This is a genomic window from Candidatus Pseudomonas auctus, assembly GCF_048654275.1.
Taxonomy (GTDB): Bacteria; Pseudomonadota; Gammaproteobacteria; order Pseudomonadales; family Pseudomonadaceae; genus Aquipseudomonas; species Aquipseudomonas pharyngis.
The window spans coordinates 447,736-466,954 of sequence record NZ_JBJYZK010000002.1; the positions used below are offsets into that span (position 1 = coordinate 447,736).

The 19,219-nt window shown below is 60.2% G+C and carries 12 protein-coding genes and 2 tRNA genes; 9 read left to right on the forward strand and 5 right to left on the reverse strand.

Going from position 1 to position 19,219, the window contains the following annotated elements; all coding sequences use genetic code 11:
- Positions 1–10 precede the first annotated feature (10 nt).
- The 4 genes from ACKUG4_RS05555 to ACKUG4_RS05570 form a co-directional block, all read right to left on the reverse strand.
- Positions 11–1,576 carry an ABC transporter permease gene (locus ACKUG4_RS05555; RefSeq protein ID WP_064593105.1) on the reverse strand — a complete coding sequence of 522 codons (1,566 nt, stop codon included), beginning with the start codon at positions 1,574–1,576 and terminating at the stop codon, positions 11–13.
- Positions 1,576–2,586: an extracellular solute-binding protein gene (locus ACKUG4_RS05560; RefSeq protein WP_064593107.1), complete on the reverse strand. Its 1,011-nt coding sequence runs from the start codon at positions 2,584–2,586 to the stop codon at positions 1,576–1,578. Before ACKUG4_RS05560 ends, ACKUG4_RS05555 begins: the two co-directional genes overlap by 1 nt.
- A 191-nt stretch (positions 2,587–2,777) precedes the next feature.
- Positions 2,778–2,864, reverse strand: a tRNA-Leu gene (locus ACKUG4_RS05565).
- Positions 2,865–3,044: 180 nt separating this feature from the next.
- Positions 3,045–3,131 (reverse strand) — tRNA-Leu (locus ACKUG4_RS05570).
- 224 nt (positions 3,132–3,355) lie between these two features.
- Here ACKUG4_RS05570 and rnr point away from each other — a divergent pair.
- From rnr to dnaB, 7 genes are all read left to right on the forward strand, one after another.
- Positions 3,356–5,986, forward strand: a complete 2,631-nt coding sequence (rnr, locus tag ACKUG4_RS05575; protein WP_064593109.1) for a ribonuclease R — start codon at positions 3,356–3,358, stop codon at positions 5,984–5,986.
- Positions 5,983–6,750: a 23S rRNA (guanosine(2251)-2'-O)-methyltransferase RlmB gene (gene rlmB, locus ACKUG4_RS05580; protein ID WP_007950704.1), complete on the forward strand. Its 768-nt coding sequence runs from the start codon at positions 5,983–5,985 to the stop codon at positions 6,748–6,750. The genes rnr and rlmB overlap by 4 nt, the downstream gene beginning before the upstream one ends.
- Positions 6,751–7,056: 306 nt before the next feature.
- Positions 7,057–7,485, forward strand: coding sequence for a 30S ribosomal protein S6 (rpsF, locus tag ACKUG4_RS05585; protein WP_007950702.1), 429 nt, complete (start codon positions 7,057–7,059; stop codon positions 7,483–7,485).
- Positions 7,486–7,513: 28 nt separating this feature from the next.
- The gene (rpsR, locus tag ACKUG4_RS05590; protein ID WP_002551829.1) at positions 7,514–7,744 is read left to right on the forward strand and encodes a 30S ribosomal protein S18; all 231 of its coding nucleotides are present in this window, start codon (positions 7,514–7,516) and stop codon (positions 7,742–7,744) included.
- 36 nt (positions 7,745–7,780) lie between these two features.
- A complete protein-coding gene (locus ACKUG4_RS05595; protein WP_085611056.1) occupies positions 7,781–8,671 on the forward strand; it encodes a YybS family protein in 891 nt (296 codons plus the stop codon).
- A gap of 19 nt (positions 8,672–8,690) precedes the next feature.
- Entirely contained in the window at positions 8,691–9,137 is a 447-nt protein-coding gene (gene rplI, locus ACKUG4_RS05600; RefSeq protein WP_003186385.1) for a 50S ribosomal protein L9, read from the forward strand.
- A 120-nt stretch (positions 9,138–9,257) separates the two neighbouring features.
- Complete coding sequence (dnaB, locus tag ACKUG4_RS05605; RefSeq protein ID WP_011332193.1) at positions 9,258–10,655, forward strand: replicative DNA helicase; 1,398 nt, start codon at positions 9,258–9,260, stop codon at positions 10,653–10,655.
- Positions 10,656–10,664: 9 nt separating this feature from the next.
- Here the strand turns inward: dnaB and ACKUG4_RS05610 are convergent, their stop codons facing one another.
- Complete coding sequence (locus tag ACKUG4_RS05610) at positions 10,665–13,046, reverse strand: hypothetical protein (RefSeq protein WP_445433605.1); 2,382 nt, start codon at positions 13,044–13,046, stop codon at positions 10,665–10,667.
- Positions 13,047–13,403: 357 nt separating this feature from the next.
- Here ACKUG4_RS05610 and ACKUG4_RS05615 point away from each other — a divergent pair, with 357 nt between their 5' ends.
- Both ACKUG4_RS05615 and ACKUG4_RS05620 read left to right on the forward strand, forming a co-directional pair.
- Positions 13,404–15,707: a YgiQ family radical SAM protein gene (locus tag ACKUG4_RS05615; protein ID WP_445433606.1), complete on the forward strand. Its 2,304-nt coding sequence runs from the start codon at positions 13,404–13,406 to the stop codon at positions 15,705–15,707.
- A 211-nt stretch (positions 15,708–15,918) separates the two neighbouring features.
- Positions 15,919–19,194 carry a transglutaminase family protein gene (locus tag ACKUG4_RS05620; RefSeq protein WP_445433607.1) on the forward strand — a complete coding sequence of 1,092 codons (3,276 nt, stop codon included), beginning with the start codon at positions 15,919–15,921 and terminating at the stop codon, positions 19,192–19,194.
- The last annotated feature ends 25 nt before the right edge of the window (positions 19,195–19,219 follow it).

A 19,219-nucleotide genomic window follows, 5' to 3' on the forward strand; every position in this document is an offset into this window, starting at 1 on the left:
TGCGATTTTTTTATCGGCTCAAATACATCCGGGTTGTCAGCAGGTAGACGGGCAATCCCGACACCACAATCAACAACGCCGCATAAGGCGCTGCGGCTGCGAACTCGACATTTGCGGTATGCGCCCAGACTTCAGTCGCCAATGTGTTGAGCCCGGTCGGACTCAGCAGCAATGTAGCCGTCAGTTCTTTCATGGCATCCAGAAACACCAGCGCAAAGGCTGCGCCCAGTGCCGGGAAGATGATCGGTAAAGTCACCCGGCAGAACGCCGTGAACGAAGAGGCGCCGAGGGTGCGGGCGGCTTCTTCGAGTTGCGGCGCGGCCTTGTTCAACGCCGTGCGGATCGGCGCCTGAGCCAGCGGCAGAAACAGCAGGGCATAGGCGATCAGCAATAGCGCGGAGGTCTGGTACAGCGCCGGCACGTAATGCAGGGCGAAATACACCAGCGTCAACGCGATCACCAATCCCGGCAGGGCGTGCAGCAGATAGGGCAGGCGCTCGGCCCAGATCGCCAGTTGGCCTTTGTAGCGAACCACCAGCAATCCGACCGGCACTGCCAGCACCAGACACAATCCCGCGCCACCCAGCGATAGCGCCAATGAAGACAGCAAGGCTTCAGTGATCGCCGCAACCGGGAATGCCGCTGACGATCCCACGGCGAGCCAGTAAGCCAGCATGCCGAGCGGAATCCCGCTGCCGACAATCGCCAGCATCAGGCAATACAGCTGACCGGCAATCGCCCAAGGCCCGAGTCGCACTTGTTCAGCTCGACGCGCCGCACCTTGGCCGGTACGTACATGTCGTCCCTTGCCGCGCACCCGCAACTCCAGCCACAACAGCATCAGGCACAGCGCCAGCAATACCGCCGACAGCATCGCCGCGTTGGCATTGCTGAATTCCAGTTCGAATTGCTGATAGATCGCGGTGGTGAAAGTTTGCAGGCCGATGATCGACAGTGCGCCGAATTCCACCAGCATGTGCAGCGCAATCAGCAGCGAACCGGCCAGCAAGGAAGGCCAGAGCAGCGGCAGGGTGACGCGGAAAAACACGCCCCAGCGATTCTGCCCCAGGGTGCGAGCGGACTCCTCAAGAGAAGGATCAAGATTGCGCAGCGTGGCGGCTACCGGCAGAAAGATCAGCGGGTACTTCGACAGGCTCATAACCAGGATCGCTCCACCAAGGCCTTCAAACTGTGCGCTCAGCGACACCCAGGTGAAGCTGCTGACAAACGCTGGCACTGCGAACGGCAGGCAAAGAATCACGCCCCACAGTCGTCGCCCCGGCAAGTTGCTGCGCTCCAGCAGCCACGCCAGCGACAGGCCGATCACGCCACAGGTCACGGTCACGCCAACCATCAGCGCCAGCGTGTTGCGCAGCAGGCCGAACACATAGGGGCGCCACAGTAAATGCAGCGCTTCGGTCCAGCCCGCCTGCCAGGCTTTCAGCCCGACGTAGGCCAGCGGCAACAGGCTCATGACCACCAGCAGCAAAACCGGCAGCACCAGCCAGATCGACGGCCGTTTGCGCCGTGGTACGTAACCCCCGCGTGTAGCGGGGGCGGATAACGATGCGGTCATCAGTTCAGGCCAACTTCGCGTTCCAGCTCCAGCGCCTCTTCGGCATTACCCAGATCGGCCGGCGTGACATCCGGCGCTTCCAGTTCGCTGAACGGCTTGAGGCCGCGATCCGATTCCATGCCTTTGTGCAGCGGGTATTCGGCGGTGGTCTGGGTGATCACGCGCTGGCCTTCTTCGCTGGCCATGTAGGCGAGAAATTGCTGGGCTTCTTTTGGGTGTTTGCTGGATTTCAGCACGGCTGCGCTGGACACGGTGATCAGGCCGCCGACATCGCCGCCGGTGAAGTAATGCAGTTTGGAATCAAGCTGGCCTTTCTCCCGCTGCAGGGCGAACCAGTAGTAGTTGTTCACCAGTACGGTGGCGACTTCGCCGTTTTCCACCGCCTTGAGGGCAACCATGTTGTTGCTGTAGGTCTTGCCGAAGGCGCGCAGGCCGGTCAGCCATTCTTCGGCGGCTTCGCGACCGTGCTTTTTGATGATGGCCACGGCCTGTTCCTGGAACGCGCCGCTGGTCGGGACGAAGCCGACCTTGCCTTGCCACTGCGGATCGGCGAAATCCAGCACCGATTTGGGCAGATCTTTTTCGTCGATCAGTTTCGGGTTGAAGGCCACCACGCGAACCCGGGCGGTGACGCCGATCCAGGTGCCGTTGCCGGCGACGTATTTTTTCGGCAGAACGGCCAGGGTCGCATCGTCAGCCTTGGCCAGCAGGCCTTGCTCGCCGAGGTTGTTCAGCGGCGGGGATTCTTCGGTGTAGATGACGTCGGCAGGTGAGCGGTCGCCTTCTTCGATGATCTGGCTGGCGAGCTGGTTGCTGCTACCCTTGCGCACATTGACGTGAATGCCGGTCTTGGCTTCGAAAGCTTTGGCGATCGCGTCGCCGACTTCCTTGTGTTGACCGTTGTAGAGCGTCAGGGAAACCGTGTCGGCAGCCTGGGCGAGGGGAGTGGCGAGTGCCAGGCCGAGCAGGGTGAAGGTCAAGCCGCGGCGCAGGGTATTTCGAAACATCATTCGCAGGGTTCCTCACTGTCGCATTGCAAAAACTTGCAACAATGATAAACGATATTGTTTCTCAAGTGCGCCTTGCAGGGGAGGGGTGGGTCTGATAGGCGTTGGGATTCAGGTTTTCCAAACCCCGGAAACGCAAAAACCCGCTTTCGCGGGTTTTTGTGAGATTCAAGATCGTGACCTTGAATTTGAATTGGTGCCCAGAAGAAGACTCGAACTTCCACGACCGTAAGGTCACCAGCACCTGAAGCTGGCGTGTCTACCAATTTCACCATCTGGGCTTCATCTTCAGCGTCGCCGCTGTTGATGTGGCGCACTATACGGAGCGCCTTTTGATCTGTAAACCCCTGATTTGATTTTAATAAATCAATTTCAGAAAAAGCGGGGCGCAGAATGCAAAAAACCCGCTTTCGCGGGTTTTTGTGTGAGTCTTGAAACTGATCTAGTCTCAAACTCTAAATTGGTGCCCAGGAGAAGACTCGAACTTCCACGACCGTAAGGTCACCAGCACCTGAAGCTGGCGTGTCTACCAATTTCACCACCTGGGCATCTCGTCAACGTGTGTACGTCGTCGATGGCGCGCACTATACGGAGCGACTTTTTAACTGTAAACCCCTGCCGGCAAAAAAAATGATTTTTTTTACCAGCGGTGTTCAAAACGGCTTTCGAACGTCGATAGAGGGCTTTAGAAAGGCCTTTATAGTCTGAAATTTCCCGTTTGATGGCGCCTATGCCAAACTAACCCGCATATAGACAAGGTGAAAACTCTCTAATGGCCGATTGGCAGTCCCTCGATCCCGAGGCCGCTCGTGAAGCGGAAAAATATGAAAACCCTATTCCCAGCCGCGAACTGATCCTTCAGCACCTTGCTGATCGAGGTTCGCCTGCTGCCCGCGAGCAACTGGTCGAAGAGTTTGGTCTGACCACAGAAGACCAGATCGAAGCCCTGCGCCGCCGCCTGCGCGCCATGGAGCGCGATGCTCAACTGATCTATACCCGCCGCGGCACGTATGCACCGGTCGACAAGCTCGACCTGATCCTCGGTCGCATCAGCGGTCACCGCGACGGCTTCGGCTTCCTGGTGCCGGATGATGGCTCCGACGACCTGTTCATGAGCCCGGCGCAAATGCGTCTGGTGTTCGACGGCGACCGTGCCCTGGCCCGTGTCTCCGGCCTGGACCGTCGCGGTCGTCGCGAAGGCGTGATCGTCGAAGTGGTGTCCCGTGCCCACGAAAGCATCGTCGGCCGCTACTTCGAAGAAGGCGGTATCGGCTTCGTCGTCGCGGACAACCCGAAGATCCAGCAGGAAGTGCTGGTGACGCCGGGCCGTAACGCCAACGCCCAGATCGGTCAGTTCGTCGAGGTGAAAATCACTCACTGGCCGACTCCGCGCTTCCAGCCGCAAGGTGATGTGATCGAAGTGGTCGGCAACTACATGGCGCCGGGCATGGAAATCGATGTCGCCCTGCGCACCTACGACATTCCGCACGTCTGGCCTGAAGCCGTTCTGAAGGAAGCCGGCAAGCTCAAGCCGGAAGTCGAAGAAAAAGACAAAGAGAAGCGCGTCGACCTGCGCCATCTGCCGTTCGTCACCATCGACGGCGAAGATGCCCGCGACTTCGACGACGCGGTCTACTGCGAAGCCAAGCCAGGCAAACTGCGGCTGTTCTCCGGCGGCTGGAAGTTGTACGTGGCGATTGCCGACGTTTCCAGCTATGTGAAGATCGGTTCGGCTCTGGACAACGAAGCCCAGGTGCGCGGCAACTCGGTGTACTTCCCCGAGCGCGTGGTGCCGATGCTTCCGGAGCAGCTCTCCAACGGCCTGTGTTCGCTGAACCCGCACGTTGATCGTCTGGCCATGGTTTGCGAGATGACCATCTCCAAGTCCGGCGAAATGACCGACTACTGCTTCTATGAAGCAGTGATCCATTCCCACGCCCGTCTGACCTATAACAAGGTCAGCGCGATGCTGGAAACGCCGAAAGCGACAGAAGGGCGCAAGCTGCGCGGTGAATACACCGACGTCTTGCCGCACCTCAAGCAACTCTACGCGCTGTACAAGGTATTGCTGGCTGCCCGTCATGTGCGTGGCGCGATCGATTTCGAAACGCAGGAAACCCGGATCATCTTCGGTTCCGAGCGCAAGATTGCCGAAATCCGTCCGACCACCCGTAACGACGCGCACAAGCTGATCGAGGAATGCATGCTGGCGGCCAACGTGGCCACCGCCGAATTCCTGAAGAAGCACGAGATCCCTGCGCTGTACCGTGTCCACGACGGCCCGCCACCGGAGCGTCTGGAAAAACTGCGCGCGTTCTTGGGTGAACTCGGTCTGTCCCTGCACAAAGGCAAGGATGGCCCGTCGCCGAAGGACTATCAGGCACTGTTGGCCAGCATCAAGGATCGTCCGGATTTCCACCTGATCCAGACCGTGATGCTGCGCTCCCTGAGCCAGGCGGTGTACAGCGCCCAGAACGAAGGCCACTTCGGCCTGAATTACGAAGCCTATACCCACTTCACCTCGCCGATCCGTCGTTACCCGGACCTGCTCACGCATCGGGCGATCCGCAGCGTGATCCATTCGAAACAGGACACCCCGCACGTTCGCCGTGCCGGTGCGATGACCATTCCGAAGGCGCGCATCTATCCGTACGACGAAGCAGCGCTGGAGCAACTCGGCGAGCAGTGCTCGATGAGCGAGCGCCGTGCCGACGAAGCGACCCGCGACGTGGTGAACTGGCTCAAGTGCGAGTTCATGAAAGACCGCGTGGGCGAATCGTTCCCGGGCGTGATCACTGCCGTGACCGGTTTCGGGCTGTTCGTCGAACTGACCGATATTTACGTCGAAGGTCTGGTGCACGTTACGGCGTTGCCGGGTGACTACTACCACTTCGACCCTGTGCACCACCGCCTGGCGGGTGAGCGCACCGGTCGCAGCTTCCGTCTTGGCGATACCGTTGAAGTGCGCGTCATGCGCGTCGATCTCGACGAGCGCAAGATCGACTTCGAGATGGCTGAAAAAACCATCAGCGCGCCGATCGGCCGCAAGAAGCGTGGCGCCGAGACGACCACTCCTGCAGCCAAGGTTGTGGAAGAAAAGGCTCCGGCAAAAACCGCCAGCCGTCGTCCGGCCAAGGAGAAGGCTGTCGAGGCCTATCGTCCGAGCGATGCCGTGGCGAAAAACGCCGAGCTGCGCAAAAGCCGTGAATTGAAGAAGGCCTTGCTGGCCGATGCCAAAAACGGTGGTAAAGCGGCGTCCGGGGGAAAGGCCGGACGGTCGGCGCCTGACAAGGCTTCCGGCGGCAAGCCAGCCAAACCGAGCAAACACCGTAAAGGCCCGCCGAAAGCGGGTTCCGCTCCAGCCAAAAGTGGCGGGGCGCGTAAACCGAAGGCGAAGTCATGAGTCAGTTGGAAAAAATCTACGGCGTTCACGCGGTAGAAGCGTTGCTGCGTCACCACCCTAAACGCGTCAAGCAGATCTGGCTGGCCGAGAGTCGCAACGATCCGCGCGTGCAAACGCTGATCGAGTTGGCCAACGAAAACCGGGTCCAGATCGGTCAGGCCGAGCGCCGCGAAATGGACGCCTGGGTTGAAGGCGTGCACCAGGGCGTGGTGGCGGACGTCAGTCCGAGCCAGGTCTGGGGCGAGGCGATGCTCGACGAGCTGCTCGATCGCACCGAAGGCGCGCCGCTGTTGCTGGTGCTCGACGGCGTGACCGACCCGCACAACCTCGGCGCCTGCCTGCGTTCGGCGGACGCTGCCGGTGCGCTGGCGGTCATCGTGCCGAAAGACAAGTCGGCCACCCTGACGCCTGTCGTACGTAAAGTGGCTTGCGGCGCGGCGGAAGTGATCCCGCTGGTAGCTGTCACCAACCTTGCGCGCACCCTGGAAAAACTCCAGCAGCGTGGGTTATGGATTGTTGGTACGGCGGGTGAGGCCGAAGTCAGCATCTATGACCAGGACCTGACCGGCCCAACCATCCTGATCATGGGTGCCGAAGGCAAAGGCATGCGCCGCCTGACCCGCGAGCATTGCGATTACCTGGTGCACTTGCCGATGGCCGGTAGCGTCAGCAGTCTCAATGTCTCGGTTGCGACGGGCGTGTGCCTGTTCGAGGCCCAGCGCCAGCGCGGTGCCAAGGCCAAGGCAGCTGCCAAGAAGGCTTAAGCCTCACGGCGTCATAAATGTGGGAGCGAGCCTGCTCGCGAAGCGGAGTTACATTCAGCATCATTGTTGGATGTTAAGCCGCCATCGCGAGCAAGCTCGCTCCCACAGTGTTTTCTGGTGTGGCAGAAAGTGTGGCTGTTCAAATAATCACCAATTGCCTTGCACCTCTTCAGTCCCTTCTCTACAATTGCGCCCCTTGCTGTGGCGGCAGGCATGCATGTGCCCCGCGCCAGCAAGTCCATAAGTGTCATTCACTCCTTGTCTGACCGTTTTTGAGCGGCAGGCTACAACCCGTAAGGAGCATTCATGCGTCATTACGAAATCATCTTTCTGGTCCACCCTGACCAGAGCGAGCAAGTCGGCGGCATGGTTGAGCGTTACACCAAGCTGATCGAAGAAGACGGCGGCAAAATCCACCGTCTGGAAGACTGGGGCCGTCGTCAACTGGCCTACGCAATCAACAATGTTCACAAGGCTCACTACGTGATGCTGAACGTTGAGTGCACCGGCAAGGCCCTGGCCGAGCTGGAAGACAACTTCCGCTACAACGATGCTGTGATCCGTAACCTGGTCATCCGTCGCGACGAAGCCGTTACCGGCCAGTCCGAGATGCTCAAGGCTGAAGAAAACCGCAGTGAGCGCCGTGAGCGTCGCGAACGTCCTGAGCACGATGGCAGCGCCGATGGCGATGACAGCGATAGCGACAGCGACAACAGCGATAACGCTGACGAGTAATCCACGGACCTTTTAAGGAGCCTATCAAATGGCACGTTTCTTCCGTCGTCGTAAATTCTGCCGCTTCACCGCTGAAGACGTGAAGGAGATCGACTACAAAGATCTCAACACTCTGAAAGCCTACGTATCCGAGACCGGCAAAATCGTTCCAAGCCGCATCACCGGTACCAAAGCTCGTTATCAGCGTCAGCTGGCCACCGCTATCAAGCGCGCCCGCTTCCTGGCCCTGCTGGCCTACACCGACAGCCACGGCCGCTGAGACCGGGCAGTCGACAAGTAGCAAAGGATTGAATGCATGCGTGCCTTAGCTGAGTTCATCATGCGCGGCCGTATGCAGGCCACTCTCGTAGTGGCCGGGTGTGCAACATTGCCGTTGTTGTATTGGTTGGGTGCTGCCGCCGGGAGCCTGGTGCTTCTGCGGCGCGGATTGGCCGACGCCCTGGGCGTCGTGTCGCTGGGACTGCTGCCGGCATTGATCTGGTGGTTGTATGCCGATGACCCACGGGCACTTCTGGTGCTGCTGGGGTCTTCGGGGCTTGCGCTGGTGTTGCGCGCAAGCGAGTCCTGGGTCCGTACGCTGCTGGTCAGCGTAGCCATGGGGCTGGTGTTTTCAGTGGTGCTCGGGGCGGCGTTCGCGCCCCAGATCGAGATGCTGGCGCAGGCCTTGGTAAAGGTCATGCCCGCGCTTCTCGGTGATGCCTACCAACAATTGTCGGTAGACGAGCAGGCGCGTTTCGCGTCGCTGATCGCACCGGTCCTGACCGGCCTGATTGCGGCCTTGTTGCAGATCGTCAGCGTGCTGAGCCTGATTGTCGGGCGTTATTGGCAGGCGTTGTTGTACAACCCGGGTGGTTTTGGTCGCGAGTTTCGCGCCATCCGGATCCCGCTGGGACCGGCGATGTTGCTGCTGGCGTTGATGCTTCTGGGCCCGAATCTCGGTGCACAGATGGCCATGTTGACGCCGTTGTGCAGTGTGCCGCTGGTGTTCGCCGGGCTGGCCCTGATTCACGGGCTGGTGGCGCAAAGGCGACTGGCCGGTTTCTGGCTGGTGGGGTTGTACGTGACGCTGTTGCTGTTCATGCAGCTGATCTATCCGTTGCTCGTGGTTCTGGCCATTGTCGACAGCCTGATTGATTTTCGCGGTCGGGTGTCGAAAGACACCGATAACGCGAACGGTGAAGGTTAAAAGTTAAGAGGATTTCCACATGCAACTGATCCTTCTGGAAAAAATCGCCAACCTGGGCAACCTGGGCGACAAAGTAAACGTTAAGGCCGGTTACGGCCGTAACTACCTGCTGCCTTTCGGCAAAGCCACCGCTGCGACCGCTGCCAACCTGGCTGCGTTCGAAGAGCGTCGCGCTGAGCTGGAAAAAGCCGCCGCAGACCGTAAGGCATCGGCTGAAAGCCGTGCTGCCCAACTGGCCGAGCTGGAAGTGACCATCACTGCCACCGCTGGCGACGAAGGCAAGCTGTTCGGTTCGATCGGTACTCACGACATCGCTGACGCACTGACCGCCTCCGGCGTTGAAGTGGCGAAAAGCGAAGTTCGTCTGCCGAACGGCACCATCCGCAACGTGGGTGAATTCGACGTGGCTGTGCACCTGCACGCCGAAGTTGAAGCCACCGTGCGCGTTGTCGTGGTAGCAGCTTAAGCAACACCCTGATCGACTGGCGGCCTGTCCGTCAGACGGTTAACATCGGGCACGATCCTGTTTACAGGTCGTGCCCTTTGTCTTTCTGCACTCCCTGCTTTTCCTGATTAAAAAGTGGCCATGAACGAAATCTCCGCTCCCGAGCAATACGATCTGCAAACTGCCGCGCTGAAGGTGCCGCCGCATTCCATCGAGGCCGAACAGGCCGTGCTCGGTGGTCTGATGCTGGACAACAACGCCTGGGAACGCGTGCTCGATCAAGTCTCCGACGGCGATTTCTACCGGCATGACCACCGTCTGATTTTCCGTGCGATCGCCAAACTGGCCGATCAGAACCTGCCGATCGACGTCGTGACCCTTGCCGAGCAACTGGACAAGGAAGGACAGACCTCGCAAGTCGGCGGCCTCGGTTACCTGGGCGAACTGGCGAAAAACACGCCGTCCGTCGCCAACATCAAGGCCTATGCGCAGATCGTCCGCCAGCGTGCGACGTTGCGTCAGTTGATCGGTATCAGCACGGAAATTGCCGACAGCGCCTTCAACCCTGAAGGTCGCACCGCCGAGGAAATCCTCGACGAAGCCGAGCGGCAGATCTTCGCGATTGCCGAAGCCCGGCCGAAAACCGGCGGCCCGGTGGGGGTGAATGACCTGTTGACCAAGGCCATCGACCGCATCGATACCCTGTTCAACACCGCCGACTCGATCACCGGCCTGTCCACCGGCTACACCGACCTCGACGAGAAAACCAGCGGACTGCAACCGGCCGACTTGATCATCGTCGCCGGCCGTCCTTCGATGGGTAAGACGACTTTCGCGATGAACCTGGTGGAAAACGCCGTGTTGCGCAGCGACAAGGTCGTGCTGGTGTACTCCCTCGAGATGCCAGGCGAATCGCTGATCATGCGTATGCTGTCGTCCCTCGGTCGTATCGACCAGACCAAGGTGCGTTCCGGCCAGCTGGAAGACGACGACTGGCCGCGCCTGACCTCGGCGGTCAACCTGCTCAACGACCGCAAGCTGTTCATCGATGACACCGCCGGCATCAGCCCGTCGGAGATGCGTGCCCGAACCCGGCGTCTGGTGCGCGAGCACGGCGACATCGGCCTGATCATGATCGACTACCTGCAGCTGATGCAGATCCCGGGTTCCAGCGGCGACAACCGGACCAACGAGATTTCCGAGATCTCCCGATCCTTGAAAGCCCTGGCCAAGGAATTCAACTGCCCGGTAGTTGCTCTGTCGCAGCTCAACCGCTCCCTGGAACAACGTCCCAACAAGCGCCCGGTGAACTCCGACTTGCGGGAATCCGGAGCGATCGAGCAAGACGCCGACGTGATCATGTTCGTGTACCGGGACGAGGTGTATCACCCGGAAACCGAACACAAGGGCATTGCCGAAATCATCATCGGCAAGCAGCGGAACGGCCCGATCGGCTTCATCCGCCTGGCCTTCATCGGCAAGTACACCCGCTTCGAAAACCTCGCGCCGGGCAGTTACAACTTCGACGACGACGAGTAACGCAATTGATCACGCCAGATGCTCAAACAGTTTCTGGGCAACCCTTGGGCTGATGAGTTCTCGCCAGATCCGTTGGTGGGGCCGCCCAGCCTGTTCTTCGCGCTGTTGAAACGAGCTGCCGAGCAGGCGCTGCTCCAGCGTTTTCAGATGTGCACCCTTGACGGTGTAATCCAGCGCAGCGCGGTCTTGCCTGTCGTAATGAAAGTGGGCCTCCCACAATGGTGTGTTGTCCGAGCGGTCCATGATCGAATAGACGTCGAGAAATGACCTGTCTTTGCCCTTGCCCAGTTGCTTGCGCGCCACCGTTTTGACCACCTTGAGCTGGGCGTGATCGAGCAGGAAGCTCAGGCGCGGGACGTCCAGCACATCCTTGTTTTTATACATCCGTATCAGAATGTCCTGGCCTTCGGCGTCCATTGAGTCGCCGGCAGCTTTCAGACGCCCGATCAAACCTGTGGTTTCAGCGTCTACTGCCATTTGATCGAGGGTCTCGAGGCGTTTCGCCAGATCTGTGAGTCGATCCACCTCGGCCCCCAGGTATTCGACAATGGTGGTCGGGTTGTCCCTTCGGTTTTCCATCATCCTTGCCTGGGCAAGATGCGCCTCCACGTTGCCAAGGCGTGCTGTGGCTTCGTTCATCAGCTGAGGTTTGGGAACCGGTGCCGGGGAGGGGCGCACTGGCCGCCATTCACCCTCTCTCTTCTCGTACCGTTGAGGTGGATCGTTCGGTTTGAAGATGTCGGGAACATTGAGCGTGACACTGCCGTCCGCAGCGGTGTCCTGAACGCCCACCAGTACCCGGTAGGTGCCATGTTGACGGGTTCGGAACAACTTTCGCGGCGCTGCGATTTCGGCGGCTCCTGAAGGTTGCGCCGGGAGGAAGTCGAAGTCGATATCATGATCGTCGCCAGGCAGTTCGTTGTTGCTGCCAACCCGATCATAGATTTCATTCAGCCGGGTTTCGATTTTCGATTCGAAGGTATCCATCAGTGACAGTGCCTGATTGACGTACTCTGCCCTTGTAGGGGGTGTCGAAGTGATCAATGCCAACAATCCGGCCCTGTCGCTTTTGATGCTCTCGATCGCCAGTTGCAGCGCGAGAGGTTCGGGATATCCGGAAACTTCGTTCAGGTCATGTTTGAGCAAGTGCATCGACATGGCAGTGCGCATGCCATGATTTGACGGGTTTTGTGGATCGTCGGAAATCAGGCGCAGGAAAATGTTGTATTTACTGGTGTTGATCTGGTCAACAGTGGGGATTCCGCGATTCATGTCATCCAGCTCCCCTTGGGCGCTACGATCAGCTTTTAGAATCTGATCCATCACAGCCTGGCGATCGTCCATGATCTTCAGCTTTTTGTTGAGATGGACAAGGTTGCGCTTCAGCGACTCGACGGTAATCACATCCAGGGTTGGCAGAACCCTGCGATCCATGACAGCAATCAATTTGTTGAGGTAGTCGATTCTGTTGATCTGCTGAGCATGAAGCTCGGTTTTGTAGAGCCCGCCAGCCTTGAGCAGTAGCAACCAGTCCTTGTTATCGATCAGTGATTTGACGTAATCGGCCTGCATTCTTGTGTGTTTGATCACATGCACTTCGAGTTCGATCAGCGCGGCTTTCTCGGCGTCACTTCCCTCAGGCAGGTGTTCGGCGCTGGCCCAGAGTTCGCCATAGCGCCTGTTGGATGCGGCCAGGGCATCGAAGGCGTTCCTGATGAATTCATGCCGTTGAAGCAGATAGGCTTTGCTGTCCTGAGCTTGCGCGTTGCGACGCATGCCACCCTTTAGTCCGTCGAGACTGAACCCCCAAAAACCGTCGGACGTGCGGGCAATGGCCAGCGTTTCACCGCCCCGACTGGCGCGGTAGATGTTTTCGCTGTCAGTGGCGACAGGATCTTTCGGCTTGACCACCCGCCAGACCTTGTGTGCGGGAGAGGATGCATCGACATCCTGCATTACTTGATAGGCCTGGCTGTCGATGATCACGTAGCGCTTACCTTCGAAGCTGTGCAGACCGTCACTGTCCGGCGCGACACCGACGAAATTCAGAGGCGTCCTGAACGCTTCCAGTCGACTGGAAGTCAACGCAATGGGTTCAGCCTCGAAATCATCCACCGGATGCCATCGCTTGTTTTGGGGATCCTGAACGAGAACAGGGCCCGAGGGATTCAATTCACTGCTCAGCCTTGCCCGGTAAAGTCGGCTGTCAGGGTCCAGGCCAACCTGCAGGACGCTGCCATCGTACGCATCGACGAACAGCCGCCCCTTGAAGTTTCTGAAGCCTTGCGCATCGGCCTCTGGCAGTTGCGACCCGAAACGGATGCGATAGGTATCAAACGAAGGACGTACCGGTGTTGCCCTCGGGGAGGAATGGATTTCGTCGAAGGTCACGGCTGGTGCGGGAGAGATTGTGTCCGGGTCTGCAAATGCCGGAGTCCTGTCCGGTGCAGGTTGAGAAGGGGGGCGGCGTACGACCGGGGGAGTTAGAGGCGAAGCGGGGGGCTGTGGTGAACGGTTGGTCGCTGAAGTCGAAGGTGGATTGTGAACTTCGACGGTGGTGACGCCTCTGGAGGGTGGTTTTACAGGCATGTGTATTCATCCTTGAATAAGTCGTGAACCCATTTGTTGAACAAAGTGCTTGGCCGTGGACGAGGCTGAGAGAAACCGACCACAGTCGTCGGAATTGGTCAAAATTTGTGCTATATTCCGCGCCCGCGAATTCAATGAAAGCCAACACCGGTTATCGACATGCAAGCAGCCAAGCCGTTATTTGACTATCCAAAATATTGGGCCGAATGTTTCGGGCCCGCGCCGTTCCTGCCGATGAGCAGGGAGGAGATGGATCAGCTTGGCTGGGATTCCTGCGACATCATCATTGTTACGGGAGATGCCTACGTCGATCACCCGTCGTTCGGCATGGCGATCATCGGCCGGCTGCTGGAGTCCCAAGGCTTCCGCGTCGGGATCATCGCGCAGCCCAACTGGCAGTCCAAAGACGACTTCATGAAGCTCGGCGAGCCGAACCTGTTCTTCGGCGTCGCGGCCGGCAACATGGACTCGATGATCAACCGTTACACCGCGGACAAGAAAATCCGTTCCGACGACGCCTACACCCCGGGCGGCATGGCCGGCAAACGTCCCGATCGCGCGAGCCTGGTCTACAGCCAGCGCTGCAAGGAAGCCTACAAGCACGTGCCGATCGTGCTCGGCGGTATCGAAGCCTCCCTGCGCCGCATCGCCCACTACGACTACTGGCAGGATCGCGTGCGCAACTCGATCCTGATCGACGCCAGCGCCGACATCCTGCTGTACGGCAACGCCGAGCGGGCGATTGTCGAAGTCGCCCAGCGTCTGTCCTACGGTCACAAGATCGAAGACATCACCGATGTGCGCGGCACCGCGTTCATCCGTCGCGACACACCCGCGGGCTGGTACGAAGTCGACTCCACGCGCATCGACCGTCCGGGCAAGATCGACAAGATCATCAACCCGTACGTCAACACCCAGGACTCTCAGGCTTGCGCGATCGAGCAGGAGAAGGGCCCGGTTGAAGACCCGGAAGAAGCCAAGGTCGTACAGATCCTGGCCAGCCCGAAAATGACCCGCGACAAGACCGTGATCCGCCTGCCGTCGATGGAAAAGGTGCGTAACGACCCGGTTCTGTACGCCCACGCCAACCGCGTGCTGCACCTGGAAACCAACCCGGGCAACGCCCGTGCGCTGGTGCAGAAGCATGGCGAGATCGACGTCTGGTTCAACCCGCCGCCGATTCCGATGACCACTGAAGAAATGGACTACGTGTTCGGCATGCCTTACGCACGTGTTCCGCACCCTGCGTACGGCAAGGAAAAAATCCCTGCCTACGACATGATCCGTTTCTCGGTGAACATCATGCGTGGCTGCTTCGGTGGCTGCACCTTCTGCTCGATCACCGAGCACGAAGGCCGGATCATCCAGAACCGTTCCGAAGAGTCGATCATTCGCGAAATCGAAGAGATCCGCGACAAGGTGCCGGGCTTCACCGGCGTCATCTCCGACCTCGGCGGCCCGACCGCGAACATGTACCGCATCGCCTGCAAGAGCCCGGAAATCGAATCCGCGTGCCGCAAGCCGTCCTGCGTGTTCCCGGGCATCTGCCCGAACCTGAACACCGACCACTCGTCGCTGATTCAGCTGTACCGCAGCGCCCGTGCGTTACCGGGTGTGAAGAAGATCCTGATCGCCTCCGGCCTGCGTTACGACCTCGCGGTCGAGTCGCCGGAATACGTCAAGGAGCTGGTGACCCACCACGTCGGCGGTTACCTGAAGATCGCCCCGGAACACACCGAGGAAGGTCCGCTCAACCAGATGATGAAACCGGGGATCGGCACCTACGATCGCTTCAAGCGCATGTTCGAGAAGTACACCAAGGAGGCGGGGAAAGAGCAGTACCTGATCCCGTACTTCATCGCCGCGCACCCGGGCACCACCGACGAAGACATGATGAACCTGGCCCTGTGGCTCAAGGGCAACGGCTTCCGCGCCGACCAGGTGCAGGCGTTCTATCCGTCGCCGATGGCTACCGCCACCGCGATGTACCACTCGGGCAAGAACCCGCTGCGCAAGGTCACCTACAAGAGCGACGGCGTGACCATCGTCAAGAGTGAAGAGCAGCGTCGTCTGCACAAGGCGTTCCTGCGTTATCACGACCCGAAAGGCTGGCCGATGCTGCGTGAAGCGCTGACCCGCATGGGCCGTGCCGACCTGATCGGGCCGGGCAAGAACCAGTTGATCCCGCTGCACCAGCCGGCTACCGACAGCTACCAGAGTGCCCGTCGCAAGAACTCGACGCCGGCCGGCAGCCACAAGGTCGCGAAAGAGAAGACCACCAAGATCCTCACGCAGCACACCGGTCTGCCTCCGCGCGCCAGTGACGGCGGCAATCCTTGGGACAAGCGTGAACAGGCCAAGGCCGCGGCATTCGCCCGCAACCAGCAGGCCGCCAAGGAGCGCAAGGAAGCGGCGAAAGGCAAAGGCCCGAAACCGGCACGCAAGCCGGTCGTACCGCGCTGAAATGCACTTGAGCTGAACAGAACGCCAACCTTCGGGTTGGCGTTTTGCGTTGTGCCTCGCAACATTTGCGTGCAACTGTGCCAAACCATTTCACCGCATCGCCCGATTTTGGTGCTGTACTGCCCTAAGCATTCCGGGAAAGCGCCCAAGCCTCTGCATGGCATAAGTCTTGCGCGCTTTCGAATACGCTTGGGCTCGCAGGAGGCACGCCGTGTCGATTCATGTCGCATTGCATCACGTCACGCATTACCGCTACGACCGCGCTGTCGAACTCGGCCCGCAGATCGTGCGTCTGCGCCCGGCTGCCCACAGCCGTACGCGGATTCTGTCCTATTCACTGAAAGTCTCGCCCGAGCAGCACTTCATCAACTGGCAGCAGGACCCTCAGGGCAACTACCTCGCCCGGCTGGTGTTCCCCGAGAAAACCGCCGAACTGCGGATCGAGGTCGATCTGCTGGCCGAGATGGCGGTGTTCAACCCGTTCGACTTTTTCCTCGAGCCCTACGCCGAGAAAATCCCCTTCGCCTACGCCGCCGATGAGCGCAAGGAACTGGCGCCGTACCTCGAAACCCTGCCGCTGACGCCGACATTCAAGGCCTATCTGGACGCCATCGACCGCACGCCGTTGCCGGCCGTGGATTTCCTGGTGGCGCTCAACCAGCGTCTGAGCGAAGACATCAATTACCTGATTCGCATGGAACCGGGTGTGCAGACTCCGGAGCACACCCTCGAACATGCCTCCGGTTCCTGCCGTGATTCGGCGTGGTTGCTGGTGCAACTGCTGCGCAACCTCGGGCTGGCGGCGCGTTTCGTCTCCGGCTACCTGATTCAATTGACCGCCGACGTGAAAAGCCTCGACGGCCCGTCCGGCACCGAAGTGGACTTTACTGACCTGCACGCGTGGTGCGAGGTGTATCTCCCCGGCGCCGGCTGGATCGGCCTCGACGCCACCTCCGGACTGTTCGCCGGGGAAGGGCACATCCCGTTGGCCTGCAGTCCCGATCCGTCCTCGGCGGCGCCGATCAGTGGTCTGGTGGAGCCTTGCGAGTGCGAGTTCAGCCACGAAATGTCCGTAGAGCGGATCTGGGAAGCACCCCGGGTCACCAAGCCCTACACCGATGAGCAATGGCTGGCGATCCAGGCGCTGGGCCGGCAAATCGATGCCGATCTGCTGGAAGGCGATGTGCGCCTGACCATGGGCGGCGAACCCACCTTCGTATCGATCGACGACCCCGATGGCGCCGAATGGAACACCGCCGCGCTGGGTCCGGACAAGCGCCGGCTCTCCGCCGAACTGTTCCAGCGCATGCGCAAGCATTACGCGCCCAAGGGGCTGGTGCATTTTGGCCAGGGCAAATGGTATCCAGGCGAGCAACTGCCGCGCTGGTCACTGAATTGTTACTGGCGCCGCGACGGTGTGCCGATCTGGCACAACAACGCACTGATCGCCGATGAGCAGCAGGACTACGGCGCCGATGGCGCACTGGCCGGGCGCTTTCTGGCGAGTGTCGCCGAGCGCCTGAAAGTGCCGACACGCTTCGTGTTCCCGGCCTACGAAGACAACTTCTATTACCTCTGGCGCGAGGGCGCCTTACCGAGCAACGTCAGCGCCGAAGACTCGCGTCTGGAGGAACCCCTGGAACGTGCGCGACTGCGCAAGGTGTTCAGTCAGGGGCTGGACAAGATCATCGGCCAGGTGTTGCCGCTGGCGCGCACCGCCAAGGGCGATCAGTGGCAGAGCGGGCGCTGGTATCTGCGCGATGAGCATTGCCGGCTGGTGCCGGGGGATTCACCGCTCGGCTATCGCCTGCCGCTGGGCTCGCAGCCCTGGGTGAAGGCAGCGGAGTATCCGTTCATTCATCCGAACGACCCGAACCAGGATTTCCCCGAGCTGCCCGAAACAGCGCAGCTCAACGACCACCGTGAGCCGGCTCCGGCAGACGAGCGTGTACCGAAGATCGATGAGTCCGCCGACTGGCTGACCCGCACCGCCTTGTGCGCCGAGGCCCGGGAAGGCCGGTTGTACCTGTTCATGCCGCCGCTGGAGCGGGTCGAGGATTATCTGGAACTGGTCGCGGCCATCGAAGCCACCGCCGAAGAGCTGCATTGTCCGGTGTTGCTGGAAGGCTACGAGCCGCCGAGCGATCCGCGCCTGAGCAATTTCCGCATCACCCCGGATCCCGGCGTGATCGAGGTCAACGTGCAGCCGTCCGCGACGTGGGACGAGTTGGTCGAACGCACCGAGTTTCTGTACGAAGAAGCGCGCCAGACCCGACTGTCCACCGAGAAATTCATGGTCGACGGGCGGCACACCGGCACCGGCGGTGGTAACCATTTCGTGCTCGGCGGCGCGACACCGGGCGACTCACCGTTTCTGCGCCGTCCGGACCTGCTGCGTAGCCTGATCAGTTACTGGCATAACCATCCTTCACTGTCGTACCTGTTTTCCGGTCTGTTCATCGGCCCGACCTCTCAGGCGCCGCGGGTCGACGAAGCGCGCAACGACGCGCTGTATGAACTGGAAATCGCTTTCGCACAAATGCCGGCGCCGGGAGAGGAATGCCCGCCGTGGCTGGTCGATCGCCTGTTGCGCAATTTGCTGATCGACGTCACCGGCAACACCCACCGCGCCGAGTTCTGCATCGACAAGCTGTATTCACCGGACGGCGCCACCGGGCGCCTCGGCTTGCTGGAGTTGCGTGGTTTCGAAATGCCACCCCATGCGCGCATGAGCCTGGCGCAGCAGCTGTTGTTGCGAGCGCTGGTGGCGCGGTTCTGGCGCGAGCCCTATGCGCCGCCGAAACTGGCGCGCTGGGGTACGGAGCTGCACGACCGCTTCATGTTGCCGCACTTCATCGAACAGGACTTCGCCGACGTCATCGTCGAACTCAACAATGCCGGTTACCCCCTGCGTGCGGAATGGTTTGCGGCGCATCTTGAGTTCCGTTTCCCCAAGGTCGGCGATTACGCCGTCAACGGTATCGAGCTGGAATTGCGCCAGGCTCTCGAACCCTGGCACGTGCTGGGAGAGGAGGGCGCGGCGGGCGGCACGGTGCGCTACGTCGATTCATCGCTGGAGCGTTTGCAGGTCAAGCTTACGGGGCTGCCGCCGCAGCGCTATCTGCTGACCTGCAATGGCATCCCGGTGCCGCTGCAACCGACCGGACGGGTTGGCGAGTTTGTCGCCGGCGTACGTTTCCGCGCGTGGCAACCGGCCAACTGCCTGCAACCGACGATCCCGGTGCATGCGCCGCTGGTGTTCGACTTGCTCGATACCTGGATGCAGCGTTCGCTGGGCGGCTGTCAGTACCACGTCGCCCATCCGGGCGGGCGCAATTACGAGACGCTGCCGGTCAACGCCAACGAAGCGGAGAGCCGGCGCATGGCGCGGTTCTTCCGCATCGGACACACGCCGGGGAAACTTCCTGTACCGAACCTGACTATCTCCGACGAACTGCCGATGACTCTCGATTTACGACGTTTTTGATTCGTACACGACGCCCGGATTTTTC

Coding starts and splice junctions, on each gene's coding strand:
- ACKUG4_RS05555 (WP_064593105.1), bottom strand. CDS start 1,576: ATGACCGCATCGTTATCCGCCCCCGCTACACGCGGGGGTTACGTACCA.
- ACKUG4_RS05560 (WP_064593107.1), bottom strand. CDS start 2,586: ATGATGTTTCGAAATACCCTGCGCCGCGGCTTGACCTTCACCCTGCTC.
- rnr (WP_064593109.1), top strand. CDS start 3,356: ATGGCCGATTGGCAGTCCCTCGATCCCGAGGCCGCTCGTGAAGCGGAA.
- rlmB (WP_007950704.1), top strand. CDS start 5,983: ATGAGTCAGTTGGAAAAAATCTACGGCGTTCACGCGGTAGAAGCGTTG.
- rpsF (WP_007950702.1), top strand. CDS start 7,057: ATGCGTCATTACGAAATCATCTTTCTGGTCCACCCTGACCAGAGCGAG.
- rpsR (WP_002551829.1), top strand. CDS start 7,514: ATGGCACGTTTCTTCCGTCGTCGTAAATTCTGCCGCTTCACCGCTGAA.
- ACKUG4_RS05595 (WP_085611056.1), top strand. CDS start 7,781: ATGCGTGCCTTAGCTGAGTTCATCATGCGCGGCCGTATGCAGGCCACT.
- rplI (WP_003186385.1), top strand. CDS start 8,691: ATGCAACTGATCCTTCTGGAAAAAATCGCCAACCTGGGCAACCTGGGC.
- dnaB (WP_011332193.1), top strand. CDS start 9,258: ATGAACGAAATCTCCGCTCCCGAGCAATACGATCTGCAAACTGCCGCG.
- ACKUG4_RS05615 (WP_445433606.1), top strand. CDS start 13,404: ATGCAAGCAGCCAAGCCGTTATTTGACTATCCAAAATATTGGGCCGAA.